This is a genomic window from Mangrovibacterium lignilyticum (assembly GCF_010882175.1).
Classification (GTDB): domain Bacteria; phylum Bacteroidota; class Bacteroidia; order Bacteroidales; family Prolixibacteraceae; genus Mangrovibacterium; species Mangrovibacterium lignilyticum.
In genome coordinates this window covers 231,741-249,719 of the sequence record NZ_WKLH01000005.1, presented here as the reverse complement: position 1 = coordinate 249,719, position 17,979 = coordinate 231,741, and the positions used below count along the sequence as shown (strand labels likewise).

Genomic DNA, 17,979 nt, shown 5'->3' with positions numbered 1-17,979 from the left:
GCGTAAAATGCCTTAAAAAAGCCCCCAAAATCTTTGTAATCAGACAGAATAATTCTACTTTTGCGGCGCATTAGAAAAAATATAATGTCTAACTTATTAATTAATTAGAATTTTAAAGATGGTAGAAAACACAGAGAACCTTGAGCCCAAGGAAGAACTTGCTCCGGTAGCCGAAGTTGCTACAGCTACAGCAAGCACTGACGACTTTGACTGGGATGCCCTGGAATCGGAAGATACAGGTTTTGCCGGTAAGCGTCAAAACGATTTAGAAAAATTTTATGACAGCACACTGAACACTGTTCAGGAAAAAGAAGTGTTGGAAGGAACTGTAATCTCGATGAACAAACGCGAAGTTGTTGTTGACATCGGTTACAAATCAGACGGTATCGTTTCTTTGAACGAATTCCGTTACAACCCGGACCTTAAAGTAGGTGATTCAGTAGAAGTTTATATTGAAAGCCTGGAAGACAAAAAAGGTCAAATGATTTTGTCGCACAAAAAAGCCCGTGCAATGCGTTCTTGGGATCGTGTTAATGCAGCTTTGGATAACGATGAAATTATCAAAGGTTATATCAAATGCCGCACTAAAGGTGGTATGATTGTAGATGTATTCGGTATTGAAGCATTCTTACCTGGTTCTCAAATCGACGTAAAACCAATTCGCGACTACGATATTTACGTTGGAAAAACGATGGAATTCAAAGTGGTTAAAATCAACCAGGAATTCCGTAACGTAGTTGTATCTCATAAAGCACTGATCGAAGCAGAACTTGAACAACAGAAAAAAGAGATTATCTCTAAACTGGAAAAAGGTCAAGTACTGGAAGGTACAGTTAAAAATATCACTTCTTACGGTGTGTTCATCGACTTGGGTGGCGTTGACGGCTTGATCCACATTACTGACTTAAGCTGGGGACGTATTTCTCATCCGAATGAGATCGTTGAATTGGATCAAAAACTGAACGTTGTTATCCTTGACTTTGATGATGACAAAAAACGTATCGCTCTTGGTCTGAAACAATTGACTCCTCACCCATGGGACAACCTGGATGCTGAACTGAAAGTTGGTGACAGCGTGAAAGGTAAAGTAGTTGTTATGGCTGACTACGGTGCATTTGTTGAAATCGCTCCTGGCGTAGAAGGTTTGATCCACGTTTCAGAAATGAGCTGGTCACAACACTTACGTTCAGCTCAGGACTTCTTGAAAGTAGGCGACGAAATCGAAGCTCAAATCCTGACTTTGGACCGCGAAGAACGCAAAATGTCTCTTGGTATCAAGCAACTGCGTCAAGACCCATGGCAAGATATCGACACTCGTTTCGGTGTTGGTTCAAAACATGCTGCAACAGTTCGCAACTTCACTAACTTCGGTGTATTTGTTGAAATCGAAGAAGGTGTTGACGGTTTGATCCACATTTCAGACTTGAGCTGGACTAAGAAAATTAAACACCCATCAGAATTCACATCAATCGGTGCTGAAATCGAAGTGGTTGTATTGGATATCGACAAAGAAAACCGTCGTTTAAGCTTAGGCCACAAACAACTGGAAGAAAATCCATGGGATGTATTCGAAACAATCTTCTCTGTTGATTCAATCCACGAAGGTACTTTAGTTGAATTATTCGACAAAGGTGCTACTGTCGCTCTTCCTTACGGTGTTGAAGGATTCGCAACTCCTCGTCACTTAGTAAAAGAAGACGGTTCACAAGCTGCCTTGGACGAAAAATTAGACTTCAAAGTAATTGAGTTCTCTAAATCTGCAAAACGCATCATTCTTTCTCACTCTCGTGTATTCGAAGATGAGAAAAGATCTGAAGTAACTGCAGAGAAAAAAGCTCAGGCTAAGCAAACTAAAAAAGCAGTGAAAACTGTAAAAGATAACCTGGAGAAAACAACTTTAGGTGACATTAGTGAATTGGCTGCTTTGAAATCTCAGATGGAAGCTGAAGAAAACAAAGAAAAGTAGGAATTACTGACTATTTGTTCAACAGAATTTCGTAATTTTCCATCCATGGAATTTCAAGTAACAAAAAAGGCAGACCATTCAGTTATTAAAGTACTGAGTTCGAAACTGGATACGAATAATGCACCTGATCTGAAATCAGAACTGGTTGTATTAGGTAACGAAAATGTGAAAAACATCATTTTAGATGTTAGTGAGTGTCAATACATCGATTCGTCGGGTTTAAGCTCCATTTTAGTTGCCAATCGTTTATGTGAAGATGCTATTGGAACTTTTATCCTGTGTGGTTTACAGCCCGATGTGGAACATCTAATCCGACTGTCCATGCTTCATACGGTCTTACTGATTACCAAATCAGTAGACGAAGCGGAAGCGTTGCTGGTCAAAAAAGGAGAGTTATAATTTCCTTTGAGGATGCAGATGCCATTTCAATTAACAATTCTGGGAAGTAGTTCAGCAATGCCTACTTCTGAAAGATACCCAACCGCTCAAGTGCTCAATGTACTTGGGCGGTTTTTTTTGATCGATTGCGGCGAAGGTACCCAACACCAGCTGCGCAAAAACAAGATCAACTACAGCAAAATCAATCACATCTTTATTTCGCACCTTCACGGCGATCATTTCTTTGGGCTGATTGGATTGATTTCGACGCTCGTTTTACAGGGCCGAAAAACGGAATTGCATATTTTTGCCCATTCCGAACTGCAACGATACACCAAGTTTCAGCTGGAATTTCTGGAAATGAACGATCCGGGCTTTCCGATCATTTTTCATCCCCTGAACTTTAAAAAGCCCCAGGTTATTCTCGAAGACAAAAAACTGCGGGTTACATCCTTTCCGTTAAAACACCGGATTTCTTGCTGTGGCTTCCGTTTCGACGAACAGCCGCGGGAAGACAACATCATTAAAGAGCAGATCAAAGCGTACAACATCCCGCTTCGGGAAATCAAATCCATTAAAGCCGGTGGTGATTTCACAACGGAATATGGGAAAACTATTTCACATGCCGAATTGGTGATTCCCGCGCCAGCTCCCCGCTCCTACGCGTTTTGTTCAGACACGGCCTACAACGAAGCCATGATTCCGACAATTGCCGGGGTTGATTTGCTCTACCACGAAGCGACATTTGCCGAAGAAGATGCCAAGCTCGCAAAAGACACCAATCACTCAACAGGCATTCAGGCTGCTCGTATCGCCAAGGCGGCGAATGCTAAAAAACTACTGATCGGACACTTTTCGGCACGCTACAAAAACTCGACGATCATTTTGGAACAAGCACAAACCGTTTTCCCCGAAACACAAGCTGCAGAAGACAGCTCAACGTACGAAATTCAGTAATTGGCAATCCGGAATGTTGAAAAGTCATAATTTGACGTCCTCAATTTGTCTACTTTTATGACCTTCCAACGAAAACCGTTGACCACTAAGTCAAACCTCGTCAATACAAACAACTAAATAATTCGATTTATGAGACAATCACTGGCATTTATTGTCGCACTGATGCTTTCGCTCAATTTGTCGGCCCAAAACAAAGATGCCGCGAAAATTGAGACTTACCCGCATGGCAAGGGTTTCTATTACGAAACCATCCTGAAAGATATTAGTCATGTAAAAGATTCAATCGAAGCCGAGCCGGCTGCGACACGTTTAACCATGGATCAGTCGGGTTACGACCTTCCGAACAACGTGAGCTTATACGAGCGGCAATGGGCTAACCCGGTGATCTCGCAGGGAAATACCGGAACCTGCTGGGACTACTCAACCTTGTCGTTTTACGAGTCTGAAATTTTCAGAACAACCGGTAAGAAAGTGAAACTTTCGGAAATGTATGTGGCCTATCATGAATACCTGGCCAAAGCGCAGCGTTTTATTGAACAGCGCGGCAACTCCCTGTTCGACGAAGGTTCGGAAGGAAATGCGGTTGCACGCATTGCCCTGGCTTACGGACTGATGCCTGAAAGTGAATACACCGGCCTGATAAACGGGCACAAATACCACGATCACAGCAAAATGATGGAAGAAATGTCGGGCTACCTGAATGCCTTGAAAACATCGAACGGCTGGAACGAAAAAGCCGCACTGGAAACCATTGCTTCGATTATGAACCACTATATGGGGGTTCCGCCGACCAGTTTCAAGGTTGATGGCAAGGCATACACGCCCATGACTTACATGACCGACTACCTGAAACTGGATCCGAACGATTTTGTTGAAATCCTTTCGTACAAACAAAAGCCTTACTGGCAGCAGGTCGAATACACTGTTCCGGACAACTGGTGGCACAATGCCGATTATTACAACGTTCCGTTGGACGTTTATATGGCTATTGTGAAAAAAGCCATCCGCGAAGGCTATACCATGAGTATTGGCGGCGATGTTTCGGAAGCCGGATTCTTACGCGATACCCAATGTGCTATGATTCCTGATTTCGACATTCCTTCAGCATACATTAATGAAGATGCCCGTGCTTTCCGTTTCGACAACGAAACCACAACCGACGATCACGGAATGCATTTGGTTGGCTTCGTCGAGAATTACAACAAGGACGGCAAAGACTGGTACCTGATTAAGGACTCGAGTTCGGGCTCGCGCAATAACGCCCCCAATGCGCCGGAGTTTGGTTACTATTTCTTTAGCCAGGACTATATGAAACTAAAAATGATGGGCTTCACCATTCATAAAGATGCGGTGAAAGACATTCTGAAGAAATTCAACTAGGCTGATAAAGCCTTCGACACCTTCATCCCGACCATTGTTTCGGCATCTTCCTCCACGTGAGTCAAGATCCGTGGCGATGTTCGGGATGACTTGTTTTTGCCCCCCCGGAGATCCGGATCAGCCGGGAACGGAAATCCCCAGCCCGGCTACATCGCCGGCTTAGCCCTGCAGATCGAAGGACGATCCGTGGACATCGAAGGATCGTCCGGGCTCTTCGAAGAATCACCCCGGCTCTTCGAAGGATCCCCCGACCACTTCGACAGTTTACCCGGGCAAATCGAAGGACTATCCGGAGACATCGACGGTTTACCCGAGGACATCGAAGGATTACCCCGGCACTTCGACGGGCCATCGGGGTACATCGAAGGATTACCCCGGTACATCGACGGCTTATCCCCGGTGTTCGCAAAACCGCTTCAACCCGAATCACACGGGCTTCTACTCGCCGAAAAACTCTTTGTTGAAATTAACCAGGTAAAGTTCTTTCACCGGACGGGTAAATGCGGTGTACAACCAACGCAAAAACTCCTTGTTCAGCATGTCTTCAACCAGGTAGCCCTGATCGATAAAAACGGCATCCCACTGGCCACCCTGCGCTTTATGACAGGTTACGGCATACGCGAATTTCACCTGCAGGGCGTTAAAGTGCGGATTCGCTTTAATCTTCTCCCACCTTTTTTTCTTACTGCGAATATCCGTGTAATCTTCGGCAACCGCATGAAACAGTTTCTGATTATCTTCCGAACCAAAACTGGCCGTTTCAATGGCTAAGGTATCCAGAAAGATTTTGCAATCGATCTCCAAATCGTCGTAGTCGATAAAATTCAAACTAACATCAGCGAACCGGTATCCATACAGTTCTTCATACCCCCGGATTGCCATCACTTCCACAATATCACCATTGGCGATGAAATCCAGCCGTTCATCATCCGACAACCAGAAATAGTTATTCTTGACAACCATCAGTAAATCGCCAACCGTAATTTCAGTTTCCTTGTATAATATCGAAGACCGAATGCCCTGGTTAAATTTATTGGCGCGTTTATTCGATCGCGTAATCACCATGGTTTGCTGTTCTCCGTAACGATCGTAACACTCCGATATTTTCTCGATCAAATCGCCGCCTCCAATCCGGTGCACATCACCAAACCCGTCCAGTTCGATCGGGAAATAGTCCTGGAAATAATCGTCTTCCGCAATCAACTCACGCAAAGCCGTCGCATTGTAGAGAATACCTGAGTTCATTTCCTGGCGGACAACATCTCTCAGCTCCACTTCTTCTACATCGACGCCATACATTTGCAGTTCCGAAGCATCCAATGCCGGACTGATTTCCATCCCTACTGGTGGAAGCTGAGCGGTATCGCCAACGAGCATGAGCTTGCAATTGTGCCCCGAATAAACAAACTCGTACAAATCGTCGAGCAAGCGTCCGGTTCCGAAAACCGAGCCATCCAGCGAGCTATTCGAGATCATAGAGGCCTCGTCGACCAGGAAAAAACAGTTTTTTAACAAATTCTTATCAAGCGCAAAACTACCCATTCCATCCGACGATGACTTTTGCCTGTAAATTCGTTTATGGATCGTATAGGCGCTTTTGCCGGTATAGGTTGAAAGGACTTTCGCTGCCCGACCGGTCGGAGCCAGTAAAACCGTCGGTATTTTATAGGCGTCCAATGTTTTGACTAACGCACTGACCATACTTGTTTTACCGGTTCCGGCATAGCCCTTTAACAGAAATATTAATTCATGCGATTCAGTCGTCATAAAATCGGCTAACTTCTCAGCCAGGTATTTTTGTCCTTCTGTTGGTTCAAAGCCCAAATTCCGGACTAATTGATTCTCTATGTGTTTTTTTAACATCACGGCTAAATTAAAAGTAATGGTCGGATTGTAATTTAATTTTTTTTATAAATTTGCATGCAAACAAAAACTAATCTTAAATACTCAAAGATGAAGACAGCAATTCAGATTGTACTTATAGCTATAGCCATCCTTCTTGGTTACTTGATTTACAACAGCGTTCAAAGACCAATCGATTTTGAGCAAGCAAAAAAAGAGAGATATGACAAGGTTGTTGAGCGTTTAAAAGAAATCCGGAAAGCTGAGTTGGCATACAAAGATGTTAACGGTCAATTCACCGGTAGCTGGGATACACTGATTAATTTTGTGAAAACAGGAGAGCTTCCTTTAGTTCGGAAAATTGGTATGCTTACTGATAGTATGATCGAAGCTGGATGGACTGAAGAAACGGCCATCAAAAAAGGAAAAATTATTCGTGATACAGTTCGTATTAGTGTTATCGACACCTTGTTTGGCGCTGATTACGATGCAGAACAATTAAAATATGTTCCTGTTCCCGACACCGTTGCTCAATTCTTTTTAGGTGCAACAATCCTGACAACAGGATCTGGTATCCGCGTCCCGCTTTTCGAAGCAAAAGTTCACAACAACACTGTATTGAGAAAACTTGATCGTCAATTGGTTATCAACCTGAACGATAAGGCTCGTACAAACGATAAATATCCCGGATTGAAAGTTGGTTCATTAACTGAAGCTAACAACAACGCGGGTAACTGGGAATAATCATGCACTATGCAAAGAATATCGCTGGTTGACGAAACTTTCGATTTTAATTTTACCCTAGAATATAAGCTATCCATCCAGCTCAGTCTGGATGGATTTTCTTTTTCAATACTCGACACCATTCAGAACAAGGTGATCTACCTTTATCATCAGGAACTGTTTGAAGCCGAACCCGAGTTTCTGTTGAAGCGAATAAAAGCGATTTACGAAGAATCGGATTTGCTGCAACTACCGTTCAAGAAGACCCGCATCATTATTGTTGCCCCGAACCGTACAACATTGGTTCCCGATGAAATTTACCAGGCTGAGGACTGTGTCACCTATCACCAGGTTGCCTTCCAAGCGCTGGAGAAACGCCAAATAAAAAGCTCATACATTCCTTCAGCCAAATATTGGTCGGTATATGAAATTCCACAGGTAATCTCTAATTTCCTGGAGGAAAAGCATCCGGGAGCAGAATTCATAAATGACCTGAATCTGTCATTTCCCGAGCATTTAGACGCGAAAAAAGTTTTAAAGATTACCGTATTTAAGAAACACCTGGTGCTAATCGGTTTTGATGAAATGGGACTAAACTTCCATAACAGTTTCTTTTACGATGGTGAAAACGACATGCTTTTCTATATCCTGGGAAGTGTCAAAAATATGGCTTCGGAACCAGATTTGATTTTATTGGACGGCATGGTCAATAAACATGCGACCATCTATCACCGGCTGCGGCAATATTTCGCACAGGTTGAGATCCTTTCAAATCCGAAGAAAATACACTACAGCTACCTGTTCGACAAGCTACCCGATGCCCGTTTTGTAAACCTTTTTAATAGTTTTGAATGAGAATAGTTGGTGGAGAACACAGAGGAAGGTTATTTAACCCCGGAAAAAGTTTCAAGGCCCGTCCCACGACCGATATGGCTAAAGAGAGCTTGTTTAATATCCTTCTAAATCAAATTGACTTTGAAGCGATAAAAGTGCTCGACTTATTCTCGGGAACAGGAAGTATCTCGTTCGAATTTGCTTCGCGCGGCTGTCCTGATATTACCTCGATTGAATTAAACTTTCAACATCATCGGTTCATCACTGAGGTTATTCAAAAACTGGGCGTAACAAGTATCAAAGCAGTTAAAGCCAATGCTTTTCAATACTGCAGCAAAACAGATCAGAGTTTCGACTTAATTTTTGCTGATCCGCCCTACGACCACAAACAATTTGCCGAAGTTCCTGATTTGGTTCTTTCGGGAGATTTACTGAAACCCGATGGATTGTTCATTCTCGAACACCCCAAAAATCACAATTTTTCCTCTCGTCCCGAGTTTGTAGAAGTTCGAAACTACGGCAGCGTCCATTTTTCGTTCTTCAGAAAATAGTTCCGGCCATCGTTTTCTGCAATTCAGAACAGGATAAACGACATGTCCGGAACAAGAAAATCGTGGGTAGTCACCCCGTTTTCTGAATTTTAGCCTAATTTTAGAAATTAACTTTTGGAACCGAAACCAAATTAACAGCACTATTATGCGACGATTTATTTTCCTTTTCATGCTTCTGCTGATCATCAGTATTTCCACAGCACAAACGGTTTATCAACCAACTTCTCAAAATCTGGAAAACCGCGAGTGGTTTCAGGACGCCAAGTTTGGACTGTTTATTCACTGGGGCGTTTATTCCGTTATGGCGGGTGGCGGAGATTATGGCGTCGCCGAATGGATCATGAATCAAAAGCAAATTCCCATTAACCACTACGAAAGACTTGCCAGCTTTTTTAATCCTGTTGAATTTGATCCAGCCGAATGGGTTTTGATGGCTAAAAAGGCAGGCATCAAGTATATCACAATCACAAGCAAACATCACGATGGCTTTGCCATGTTCGACTCTAAAATCAGCGATTATGATATTGTGGAGCGTTCACCCTATGGAAAAGATATTCTGAAAATGCTGAAGGATGAATGTGACAAACAGGGAATAAAACTATTCTTCTACTATTCGCAGCTTGACTGGCACCACCCCGATTATTACCCCCGAGGTAATACCGGTAAGGGATTCACCGGCCGACCGGAAAGTGGCGAATGGAACAAATACATCGATTACATGAATGCCCAGCTAACTGAGTTGCTGACGAATTACGGAGAAGTTGGCGGTATCTGGTTTGACGGTATGTGGGACAAAAAAAATGCTGACTGGCGCTTAGACGAGACCTACTCGCTAATTCATAAACTTCAGCCCGGTGCGATGATTGGGAGCAACCACCACATGTCTCCCATACCCGGTGAGGATTTTCAAATGTTTGAACGCGATTTGCCCGGTGAGAACACCATGGGATTCAACCAAACCGGAACAATATCGGAACTTCCAATTGAGATGTGTGAGACGATGAATGGAAGCTGGGGATTTAATTTGAAAGACCAGAATTACAAATCGTCCAAACAACTCATTCAAACCATGATCAAAGCATCAGGCTACGGGGCAAACTTTTTGCTCAACACGGGACCAATGCCAAATGGAAAAATTCAACCCGAAAACATCGACACATTGATGGTTATGGGAAAGTGGCTCGACAAATATGGAGAGACAATTTACGGAACGCGGAAAGGGCCTATAAAACCAACCAACTGGGGAGCGACAACTCGAAAAGGGAACACCATCTACCTTCATGTGCTGAATTTGGATGAAGAAAATTTGTTGATTCCAAATCTTGATACCAAAATAAAATCTGTCGTTTTTTTCGACGACAATTCCAAGGTAAAATTTGAAACGACTGAATTTGGCACCTTGCTCAAGGTTCCATTTACTAAGCGCCAAAAGATCGATACGATTTTGGAAATAACAATCTAGCCAATTTGCGCAAAGAAATACTTACCAGTGGCTGCCTAAACGGTAGCCACTTTTTTTTATCTTTATAAAAAGTAGCTGTCAACTTTATCCGGAAAACTGAACCCGGATGAAGCAAGTTACAAAAATTCAAAATCAATAATCATGTCAGAATTTATTCGCTGGGGAGTGCTAAGTACGGCCAAGATTGGCGTCCAAAAAGTAATTCCCGCCATGCAAAAAAGTCAATTTGGGAAGGTAACTGCCATTTGTTCCCGCAATGCTGATCAGGCCCGAACTATTGCGAACCAATTGGGAATTGAAAAGGCCTATGCCACTTACGACGAACTGTTGGCCGATCCGGAAATTGATGCCATCTATAATCCGCTCCCAAACCACATGCATGTCGAATGGACGTTGAAAGCGCTGCAAGCGGGTAAACATGTTCTGTGCGAAAAACCAATCGGACTTGATGAAGCTGAAGCAAAAAAACTGACAGACAAAGCAGCCAGCTTCCCGAAGCTGAAAGTTATGGAAGCGTTCATGTATCGCTTTCACCCGCAGTGGAAAAAAACCGCAGAACTGATTTCGACAGGAGCAATCGGCAAAGTTAAAACCATGCAAGCTTTCTTCTCCTATTACAACGTCGATCCCGGGAATATTCGCAACAAACCGGAAGTTGGCGGCGGTGCTTTAATGGATATTGGCTGTTATTGTATTTCATTCCCTCGCTTTATTTTTGCCGAAGAACCTCACACTGTGATCGGAATGATGGACAAAGACCCCCAAATGGGAACCGACCGAATGAGCTCCGGAATATTACTATTTCCGGAGGGAAAGACAGCCACTTTTACCTGTTCAACTCAACTGACTTCTTTTCAAAGGGTACACATTTTGGGCGATGAAGGACAGATCGTAGTTGAAATTCCGGTCAATGCACCACCAACAGAGCAAAGCAAAATAACCCTGATCACCAAATCAAAAACTGAAGACATTCTCTTTGACGCCGTTGATCAATACACACTGCAAGCCGACGCTTTTGCCAGTGCTATCTTGACGAATAAAGATGTTCCCACTCCCCTTTCCGACGCCATTAAAAACATGGCAGTGATTGACGCAATCCGAAAAAGTACGGACGAACAATGCTGGATTAAACTGGGGTAAATATTAAGGTAAATAGTCAAAGAATCATCTATTCATTTGAATTATAAACTTTTGACCATATTAAAAATTGCACTGCATTTCTCTTCATCCTTTCATCTTTGGACAAGTAGCGAAAAAATAAACTGTGTTCAAGAAGATAAAGGTGAAAAAAATCATCTTTTTTTTAATATATTAATGCCTTCGGAAGCAACCTTTAACGCCCGATTTTGTTTAGAAGGGTGATTTCGATCACCACAATTAATAGATTTTAAAACCATTCATATGTTTGATCTTGATTTAATCAAAAAAACCTACGGGAACTTTGGCCCCCGTATAGAAATGGCCAGAGAAGTATTGAAAAAGCCGCTCACTTTAGCCGAGAAAATTTTGTATGCTCACCTATATGAGCCGGAAAAAGTAGAAAACTTCAAACGCGGTGCTGACTATGTGGACTTTGCACCAGACCGCGTTGCCATGCAGGACGCAACAGCACAAATGGCTTTGTTACAATTCATGAACGCAGGAAAAGCTCAAACCGCAGTTCCGTCTACTGTTCATTGTGACCACTTGATTCAAGCCAGCGTTGGCGGAAGAACGGACTTGAAATTTGCATTGGAGAACAACAAAGAAGTCTTCGACTTTTTGGAATCTGTATCAAATAAATATGGAATTGGTTTTTGGAAACCAGGTGCCGGGATCATCCACCAGGTGGTTCTTGAAAATTATGCGTTCCCCGGAGGAATGATGATTGGTACTGACTCGCACACGGTGAATGCCGGTGGATTGGGGATGATTGCCATTGGTGTTGGTGGTGCCGACGCTGTTGATGTGATGGCCGGGATGGCTTGGGAATTGAAATTCCCAAAACTGATCGGAGTTAAACTGACCGGAAAACTCAGCGGTTGGACTTCAGCGAAAGATATTATATTAAAAGTAGCCGGCCTCCTTACCGTAAAAGGTGGAACCGGATGTATTGTTGAATATTTCGGCGAAGGTGCCATATCATTATCAGCAACTGGTAAAGGTACCATTTGTAATATGGGTGCTGAAATTGGCGCTACAACTTCAACTTTCGGTTACGACGAATCAATGGAGCGCTACTTACGTGCTACTGAACGTGGTGATGTTGCTGATTTGGCAAACGGAATCAAAGAACACTTAACTGCAGATGCGGAAGTTTATGCTTCTCCTGAGAAATATTTCGATCAATTAATTGAAATCAATCTGGATGAGTTGGAACCACACCTAAATGGACCATTCACCCCCGACCGCGCTACCCCTATTTCTAAAATGGCTGAAGAAGCCAAAGCAAACGGTTGGCCAACAAAAATTGAGGTTGGCTTGATTGGTTCATGTACCAACTCTTCGTACGAAGATATTTCACGCGCTGCCTCACTGGCACAACAAGCTGTAGATAAAAGCCTAAAAACAAAATCAAAATTCACCATCACTCCTGGATCAGAACAAGTTCGTTACACGATCGAACGCGATGGATTCATTTCAATTTTTGACAAAATTGGAGCGAGTGTATTTGCCAATGCTTGCGGACCTTGTATTGGTCAATGGAACCGTGATGGAGCAGACAAAGGTGAAAAAAATACGATCGTCCACTCCTTCAACCGGAACTTTTCAAAACGTGCCGATGGTAACCCAAACACCTACGCGTTTGTTGGATCACCTGAGTTGGTTACTGCGCTGGCAATTGCCGGCGATTTGACTTTCAATCCACTGACGGACACATTGAAAAATGAAAACGGCGAGCAAGTGAAATTAGCTCCACCTACCGGAGAGGAATTACCTGCCAACGGTTTTGCCGTTGAAGATGCCGGATATCAAGCTCCTGCAGCTGATGGTTCATCGGTTACAATTGCTGTTGCCGACGACTCAAAACGTTTGCAGTTGCTATATGCATTCCCAGCATGGGATCGTAAAAACATTACCGGAGCAAAACTATTGATCAAGGCTGAAGGTAAATGTACAACCGACCATATTTCAATGGCCGGACCGTGGCTGCGTTTCCGTGGTCACCTCGACAATATTTCCAATAACATGTTAATTGGTGCAGTCAATGCCTTTGGAGGCGCTACCAACAAGGTGAAAAATCAACTGAGCGGAGAATTCGACGAAGTACCAAAAGTTGCGCGGGCATATAAAGCTGCCGGAGTTCCTGCGGTCGTTGTTGGTGACCACAACTATGGAGAGGGATCATCCCGTGAGCACGCTGCCATGGAACCACGCCACTTAGGCGTAAGAGCGGTAATCGTAAAATCGTTCGCCCGTATTCACGAAACCAACCTGAAAAAACAAGGAATGTTGGCATTGACTTTTGCCAATGAAGCAGACTATGATACGATTCAGGAAGATGACGTGTTCAATTTCGTTGATCTGATTGATTTTGCACCTGGCAAACCGTTGACGATTGAAATCGTTCATGGCGATGGTTCAAAAGACAGCATCATCGTGAATCACACTTACAATGCTCAACAAATTGAGTGGTTCAAAGCCGGATCTGCTTTAAACCTTATTGCTCAAGAAAATAAAACCAATTAACTAACGAATAAACGCACCCGAAAAATGAACAAAATTAAAGTTACCAATCCAGTTGTTGAACTGGACGGAGATGAAATGACCCGGGTTATTTGGTCATTCATTAAAGAAAAACTGATCTTCCCTTATCTTGATATTGACATTAAATATTATGATTTAGGGATGGAAAAACGCGATGAAACTGACGATCAGATAACTGTCGACGCGGCCAATGCCATCAAAAAATATGGTGTTGGTGTAAAATGCGCAACAATTACACCTGACGAAGCTCGCGTTGACGAATTTGGATTGAAAAAAATGTGGAAATCGCCAAACGGTACGATTCGTAATATTCTGGATGGTACTGTTTTTCGCGAACCCATCATTATAAGTAATATACCAAGGCTGGTTCCCGGATGGAAAAAACCGATCTGTATCGGTCGTCATGCTTTTGGGGACCAATACCGTGCAACCGATTTTACAACAAAAGGAAAAGGTAAACTGACTATCACCTTTACACCGGAAGATGGTAGCGAAGCTCAATCATTTGATGTCTATGATTTTGAAGGTGACGGTGTAGCCATGGCCATGTACAACACCGACAAATCAATTAAAGGGTTTGCCCGGGCATGTATGAACCAAGCCCTCGACAAAGGGTGGCCGCTTTACATGTCAACAAAGAACACTATCCTGAAAAAATATGATGGCCGCTTTAAAGACTTATTTCAGGAAGTCTTCGATGCAGAATTCAAAGAGAAATTTAAAGCTGCCGGAATCACTTACGAACACCGTTTGATTGATGATATGGTAGCTGCTGCCATGAAATGGGAAGGTGGATTCGTTTGGGCATGTAAAAACTATGATGGCGACGTTCAATCTGATACAGTCGCTCAGGGTTTCGGATCATTGGGGTTGATGACTTCAACATTGATAACACCAGACGGAAAAACGATGGAAGCTGAAGCCGCTCACGGAACGGTTACCCGTCACTACCGCCAGCATCAGCAGGGAAATCCAACTTCGACAAACCCCATTGCTTCTATTTTTGCATGGACCAGAGGTTTAGCTTTCCGTGGAAAATTAGACAACAACGAGGAGCTGATCAAATTTGCAAAAACACTTGAACAAGTTTGTATCGAAACCGTTGAAAGTGGCAAAATGACCAAAGATTTAGCGCTGATCATTCATGAAAAAGATCTCAAAACAGAGCATTATCTGACTACTGAGGATTTCCTGGGCGCTATTGATATGAATTTACAATCCAAACTCTCGGCTAATTAATATGGAAGGAATTATTACCCGATTGAACGGAAAGCTCATTGTACCTGATTGTCCGATTATCCCTTTTATTGAGGGCGATGGCATTGGAAAAGATATCAGTGTACCTTGTCAAAAGGTAATTGATGCTGCCGTTGAAAAAGCGTACGGTGGTAAACGAAAGATAATCTGGAAAGAAGTCTTAGCCGGTAAAAAAGCGTTTGAACAAACCGGATCTTATTTACCCGATGAGTCCATGGAGGCCTTCAAGAAATACCTGGTAGGTATTAAAGGACCATTGGAAACGCCGGTTGGTGGTGGTATTCGGTCACTAAACGTAGCCTTGCGGCAAACACTTGACTTGTATGTTTGCCTGCGACCTGTACGTTGGTTTAAAGGGGTTCCATCCCCTATCCGCTACCCTTCGATGGTGGATATGCATATCTTCCGCGAAAATACGGAAGATATTTACGCCGGAATTGAATTCATGGCAGGAGAAGAAAAAACAAATAAATTTCTGGCTTTCCTGCAAAATGAAATGGGTATTAAAACCCAAATCCGCTTTCCGGAAAGCTCTTCATTCGGTGTAAAGCCGGTCTCCAAAGATGGTTCTGAACGTTTAATTCGTGCAGCTATTGAATATGCCATCGAACGGAAGCTTCCCTCTGTAACCTTGGTTCATAAAGGAAACATTATGAAGTTCACAGAAGGGGCTTTTAAAAATTACGGATACGATTTAGCAGAAAATGAATTTGCCGACCAGGTATTTACCTGGCGACAATATCAACAAATAGAGAAGGAAAAAGGACAGCTTGACGCTAAAAAAGCATTGGAACAGGCTCAGAATGCCGGAAAGGTGATTGTGAAAGATGTGATTACCGATGCCTTTTTACAGGAAAGTCTGCTGCATCCTTTTGATCATTCAGTGATTGCAACACTGAATTTGAACGGGGATTATGTTTCAGATCAACTAGCAGCCATGGTTGGCGGAATCGGCATTTCGCCGGGAGCCAACATCAACTACAATAGTGGTTTTGCCATCTTCGAAGCAACGCATGGAACGGCTCCCAATATTGCGGGAAGCGGAAAAGCAAATCCAAGCTCATTGATTCTTTCCGGCGTAATGATGCTGGAATACCTGGGCTGGGATGAAGCCGCCGAACATGTATTTGATGCCATGGAGCACGCCTTTGCCAAACGTCGTGTCACTTCAGACCTGCACGCGATGATGGAAGGTGCGACGCTACTTTCAACAACAGAGTTTAGCGAAGAAGTTATCCGAAACATACATTAAAAAACTATCTAATCAATTAAATTAATTAAGTTATGGAATACATCAAGAATAGGTTTTACGAAAAATCCAGCAAATGCATAACAGAATACCAAAAGCTTAAGAAAGAACATGGCGACAAAGTATTGGCAAATGTCACCGTTGGTCAGGTTTTAACCGGCATGAAAGGTATTCCTGCTTTAGTAACTGATACTTCGAAATTAGATGCCAACGAAGGTATTCGTTTCCGTGGGTTTTCCCTGCCAGAACTGCGGAAGAAGTTACCTCGTTTAAGTCCGGAAGGTGAACCACTCCCAGAGGGGCTTTTCTACCTGATGCTTCTAGGAGAGATACCTGAAGACGAAGATGTTGTCAATATCTCGAAAGACTGGGCTACACGTTCGCACGTTCCTCAGCATGTTTTCGACGTCATTGATGCATTTCCGAAAAACGCGCGGCCGATGACCTTGTTCAGCTCAGCTATTATTGCAATGGCAACTGAGTCGGTTTTTCAAAAAGCCTATCGCTCAGGTATTCACAAGAAATACTATTGGGATTTCATGTATGATGATGTTATGAACCTGATAGCCCGGTTACCGCGCATTGCAGCTTATATATATCGCAAAACCTATTTCAAGGATAAACATATTGATCCGGACCCGAGATTAGACTGGGCTGGCAACCTCGCTCATATGATGGGGCACGATACAGAGGAAGTTAAACGCTTGATGCGCCTCTATATGGTGATTCATGCTGATCATGAAGGAGGAAACGTATCTGCTCACACAACACATCTTGTGGGATCAGCATTAAGCAACCCTTACTACGCATTGGGAGCTGGTATGTTAGGTCTGGCTGGTCCATTACATGGTTACGCCAATCAAGATGTTATCAACTGGATCTTTGAGATGATTGAAGAACTAGATACTGACGAACCGACGAAAGAACAATTGGAAGCATATGTGCAAAGAACCCTTCAGTCCGGCCGGGTTGTTCCTGGCTACGGTCATGCTGTGCTTCGGGTTACCGACCCTCGCTTTACGGCGCAGAAGGAATTTGCTGACAAATACATTAAAGATGACAAATTGATCAATCTGGTCAATAACCTTTATGAAGTTGTTCCTCCAATTTTAGGATCAGTCGGTAAAATCAGTAATCCATGGCCGAATGTGGATGCCTATTCCGGCGCATTACTTTACCACTATGGTATTAAGGAATATTCTTTCTATACGGTATTGTTCGGAGTTTCGAGAGCGATGGGTGTATTGGCCTCTTTGATTATGGATCGTTTATACGGCCTGCCGATCGAAAGACCTTCCTCCTACCCGTTAGAATGGTTTAAAGAACAGGCAGAAAAAGCTTAACAAGCAAATTTTTTAAATCTCATATCAAGGTCAACTATTCTGATAGTTGGCCTTTTTTCGTTACTGTTTGTTTTTTTCAAAAAAAAGTCAGCAATAAAACATGTTAATAAAGTGATTTCAAAGAAGGGAAAAAAGCAATTAATCATCTAATAATAAGACAATACGAAGGTTATCAACATTTGTTAAATTTTGTTGTGAATAACGTGTTCGTTTTTATCTATGGGAAAACAACATCTTTTTCTGAAAGCTCTACGTAAAAGAACGCATCAGGTAAGCGATAAAAGGCCGCTTTGACAGATGAGGATGCGGGAAAAGCTTTTAGTTAAGCCGGAACCAAATTAATCAAGTCA

The 17,979-nt window shown here is 43.0% G+C and carries 14 protein-coding genes; 13 read left to right on the top strand and 1 reads right to left on the bottom strand.

Annotated elements, in window-relative coordinates; all coding sequences use genetic code 11:
* Positions 1-118: 118 nt before the first annotated feature.
* From rpsA to GJV22_RS19880, 4 genes are all read left to right on the top strand, one after another.
* Positions 119-1,966, top strand: a complete 1,848-nt coding sequence (gene rpsA / locus GJV22_RS19895; RefSeq protein ID WP_163717924.1) for a 30S ribosomal protein S1 — start codon at positions 119-121, stop codon at positions 1,964-1,966.
* Positions 1,967-2,011: 45 nt separating this feature from the next.
* Entirely contained in the window at positions 2,012-2,365 is a 354-nt protein-coding gene (locus GJV22_RS19890; protein WP_163717922.1) for an STAS domain-containing protein, read from the top strand.
* Positions 2,366-2,377: 12 nt separating this feature from the next.
* Entirely contained in the window at positions 2,378-3,301 is a 924-nt protein-coding gene (locus tag GJV22_RS19885) for a ribonuclease Z (protein WP_238480365.1), read from the top strand.
* A 129-nt stretch (positions 3,302-3,430) separates the two neighbouring features.
* The gene (locus tag GJV22_RS19880) at positions 3,431-4,681 is read left to right on the top strand and encodes a C1 family peptidase (protein ID WP_205461973.1); all 1,251 of its coding nucleotides are present in this window, start codon (positions 3,431-3,433) and stop codon (positions 4,679-4,681) included.
* A 438-nt stretch (positions 4,682-5,119) separates the two neighbouring features.
* On the opposite strand, the gene GJV22_RS19875 is transcribed toward GJV22_RS19880, so the two are convergent.
* Positions 5,120-6,544 carry an ATP-dependent DNA helicase gene (locus tag GJV22_RS19875; protein ID WP_163717920.1) on the bottom strand — a complete coding sequence of 475 codons (1,425 nt, stop codon included), beginning with the start codon at positions 6,542-6,544 and terminating at the stop codon, positions 5,120-5,122.
* Between the two features lie 90 nt (positions 6,545-6,634).
* On the opposite strand from GJV22_RS19875, the gene GJV22_RS19870 reads away from it, so the two are divergent.
* The 9 genes from GJV22_RS19870 (at position 6,635) to GJV22_RS19830 (ending at position 17,629) form a co-directional block, all read left to right on the top strand.
* On the top strand, positions 6,635-7,267 hold the full coding sequence (locus GJV22_RS19870; protein ID WP_163717918.1) for a hypothetical protein: 633 nt from the start codon (positions 6,635-6,637) through the stop codon (positions 7,265-7,267).
* Between the two features lie 9 nt (positions 7,268-7,276).
* Entirely contained in the window at positions 7,277-8,101 is an 825-nt protein-coding gene (locus GJV22_RS19865; RefSeq protein WP_163717917.1) for a DUF3822 family protein, read from the top strand.
* Entirely contained in the window at positions 8,098-8,631 is a 534-nt protein-coding gene (locus GJV22_RS19860) for an RsmD family RNA methyltransferase (protein ID WP_163717915.1), read from the top strand. Before GJV22_RS19865 ends, GJV22_RS19860 begins: the two co-directional genes overlap by 4 nt.
* 145 nt (positions 8,632-8,776) lie before the next feature.
* A complete protein-coding gene (locus GJV22_RS19855; RefSeq protein WP_163717913.1) occupies positions 8,777-10,093 on the top strand; it encodes an alpha-L-fucosidase in 1,317 nt (438 codons plus the stop codon).
* Positions 10,094-10,234: 141 nt separating this feature from the next.
* Positions 10,235-11,233, top strand: a complete 999-nt coding sequence (locus GJV22_RS19850) for a Gfo/Idh/MocA family protein (protein ID WP_163717911.1) — start codon at positions 10,235-10,237, stop codon at positions 11,231-11,233.
* A gap of 261 nt (positions 11,234-11,494) precedes the next feature.
* Positions 11,495-13,762, top strand: coding sequence for an aconitate hydratase (locus tag GJV22_RS19845; protein ID WP_163717909.1), 2,268 nt, complete (start codon positions 11,495-11,497; stop codon positions 13,760-13,762).
* A gap of 24 nt (positions 13,763-13,786) precedes the next feature.
* Positions 13,787-15,019 carry an NADP-dependent isocitrate dehydrogenase gene (locus tag GJV22_RS19840; RefSeq protein WP_163717907.1) on the top strand — a complete coding sequence of 411 codons (1,233 nt, stop codon included), beginning with the start codon at positions 13,787-13,789 and terminating at the stop codon, positions 15,017-15,019.
* Position 15,020: 1 nt separating this feature from the next.
* Positions 15,021-16,289 (top strand): NADP-dependent isocitrate dehydrogenase, encoded by a 1,269-nt coding sequence (gene icd / locus GJV22_RS19835; protein WP_163717905.1) that lies wholly within the window; start codon positions 15,021-15,023, stop codon positions 16,287-16,289.
* 32 nt (positions 16,290-16,321) lie between these two features.
* Positions 16,322-17,629 (top strand): citrate (Si)-synthase, encoded by a 1,308-nt coding sequence (locus tag GJV22_RS19830; RefSeq protein WP_163717903.1) that lies wholly within the window; start codon positions 16,322-16,324, stop codon positions 17,627-17,629.
* The last annotated feature ends 350 nt before the right edge of the window (positions 17,630-17,979 follow it).

Bases quoted from the DNA above. Each gene is read 5' to 3' on its own strand.
- GJV22_RS19865 (WP_163717917.1), top strand. From the start codon at position 7,277: ATGCAAAGAATATCGCTGGTTGACGAAACTTTCGATTTTAATTTTACC.
- GJV22_RS19885 (WP_238480365.1), top strand. From the start codon at position 2,378: ATGCAGATGCCATTTCAATTAACAATTCTGGGAAGTAGTTCAGCAATG.
- GJV22_RS19875 (WP_163717920.1), bottom strand. From the start codon at position 6,544: ATGTTAAAAAAACACATAGAGAATCAATTAGTCCGGAATTTGGGCTTT.
- GJV22_RS19855 (WP_163717913.1), top strand. From the start codon at position 8,777: ATGCGACGATTTATTTTCCTTTTCATGCTTCTGCTGATCATCAGTATT.
- GJV22_RS19880 (WP_205461973.1), top strand. From the start codon at position 3,431: ATGAGACAATCACTGGCATTTATTGTCGCACTGATGCTTTCGCTCAAT.
- GJV22_RS19840 (WP_163717907.1), top strand. From the start codon at position 13,787: ATGAACAAAATTAAAGTTACCAATCCAGTTGTTGAACTGGACGGAGAT.
- GJV22_RS19850 (WP_163717911.1), top strand. From the start codon at position 10,235: ATGTCAGAATTTATTCGCTGGGGAGTGCTAAGTACGGCCAAGATTGGC.
- icd (WP_163717905.1), top strand. From the start codon at position 15,021: ATGGAAGGAATTATTACCCGATTGAACGGAAAGCTCATTGTACCTGAT.
- GJV22_RS19860 (WP_163717915.1), top strand. From the start codon at position 8,098: ATGAGAATAGTTGGTGGAGAACACAGAGGAAGGTTATTTAACCCCGGA.
- GJV22_RS19830 (WP_163717903.1), top strand. From the start codon at position 16,322: ATGGAATACATCAAGAATAGGTTTTACGAAAAATCCAGCAAATGCATA.
- GJV22_RS19845 (WP_163717909.1), top strand. From the start codon at position 11,495: ATGTTTGATCTTGATTTAATCAAAAAAACCTACGGGAACTTTGGCCCC.
- GJV22_RS19870 (WP_163717918.1), top strand. From the start codon at position 6,635: ATGAAGACAGCAATTCAGATTGTACTTATAGCTATAGCCATCCTTCTT.
- rpsA (WP_163717924.1), top strand. From the start codon at position 119: ATGGTAGAAAACACAGAGAACCTTGAGCCCAAGGAAGAACTTGCTCCG.
- GJV22_RS19890 (WP_163717922.1), top strand. From the start codon at position 2,012: ATGGAATTTCAAGTAACAAAAAAGGCAGACCATTCAGTTATTAAAGTA.